General features: G+C 54.9%; 1 rRNA gene. It reads left to right on the forward strand.

Features of this window, described 5'->3' with window-relative positions:
* The first annotated feature begins 5 nt into the window (after positions 1-5).
* Positions 6-1,555 (forward strand): 16S ribosomal RNA (locus V7201_RS18160).
* Positions 1,556-1,640 lie beyond the last annotated feature (85 nt).

Raw genomic sequence — 1,640 nt, forward strand, 5'->3', positions numbered from 1 at the left:
ACTCTTTTTTGGAGAGTTTGATCCTGGCTCAGGACGAACGCTGGCGGCGTGCCTAATACATGCAAGTCGAGCGGATCTTCATTAGCTTGCTTTTGAAGATCAGCGGCGGACGGGTGAGTAACACGTGGGCAACCTGCCTGTAAGACTGGGATAACTTCGGGAAACCGGAGCTAATACCGGATAATCCTTTTCCTCTCATGAGGAAAAGCTGAAAGACGGTTTCGGCTGTCACTTACAGATGGGCCCGCGGCGCATTAGCTAGTTGGTGAGGTAACGGCTCACCAAGGCGACGATGCGTAGCCGACCTGAGAGGGTGATCGGCCACACTGGGACTGAGACACGGCCCAGACTCCTACGGGAGGCAGCAGTAGGGAATCTTCCGCAATGGACGAAAGTCTGACGGAGCAACGCCGCGTGAGCGATGAAGGCCTTCGGGTCGTAAAGCTCTGTTGTCAGGGAAGAACAAGTACCGGAGTAACTGCCGGTACCTTGACGGTACCTGACCAGAAAGCCACGGCTAACTACGTGCCAGCAGCCGCGGTAATACGTAGGTGGCAAGCGTTGTCCGGAATTATTGGGCGTAAAGCGCGCGCAGGCGGTTCCTTAAGTCTGATGTGAAAGCCCCCGGCTCAACCGGGGAGGGTCATTGGAAACTGGGGAACTTGAGTGCAGAAGAGGAGAGCGGAATTCCACGTGTAGCGGTGAAATGCGTAGAGATGTGGAGGAACACCAGTGGCGAAGGCGGCTCTCTGGTCTGTAACTGACGCTGAGGCGCGAAAGCGTGGGGAGCGAACAGGATTAGATACCCTGGTAGTCCACGCCGTAAACGATGAGTGCTAAGTGTTAGAGGGTTTCCGCCCTTTAGTGCTGCAGCAAACGCATTAAGCACTCCGCCTGGGGAGTACGGCCGCAAGGCTGAAACTCAAAGGAATTGACGGGGGCCCGCACAAGCGGTGGAGCATGTGGTTTAATTCGAAGCAACGCGAAGAACCTTACCAGGTCTTGACATCCTCTGACAACCCTAGAGATAGGGCGTTCCCCTTCGGGGGACAGAGTGACAGGTGGTGCATGGTTGTCGTCAGCTCGTGTCGTGAGATGTTGGGTTAAGTCCCGCAACGAGCGCAACCCTTGATCTTAGTTGCCAGCATTCAGTTGGGCACTCTAAGGTGACTGCCGGTGACAAACCGGAGGAAGGTGGGGATGACGTCAAATCATCATGCCCCTTATGACCTGGGCTACACACGTGCTACAATGGATGGAACAAAGGGCAGCGAAGCCGCGAGGTGAAGCCAATCCCATAAAACCATTCTCAGTTCGGATTGCAGGCTGCAACTCGCCTGCATGAAGCCGGAATCGCTAGTAATCGCGGATCAGCATGCCGCGGTGAATACGTTCCCGGGCCTTGTACACACCGCCCGTCACACCACGAGAGTTTGTAACACCCGAAGTCGGTGGGGTAACCTTTTGGAGCCAGCCGCCTAAGGTGGGACAGATGATTGGGGTGAAGTCGTAACAAGGTAGCCGTATCGGAAGGTGCGGCTGGATCACCTCCTTTCTAAGGATATTGCCGTAAAGGCAATCGGAATGCGAATCTTATGATTCGTACTGTTGACCGCTTGTTTGTTTAGTTTTGAGGGAGC

Source organism: Bacillus sp. JJ1122 (assembly GCF_036964885.1).
Lineage (GTDB): Bacteria > Bacillota > Bacilli > Bacillales > Cytobacillaceae > Mesobacillus.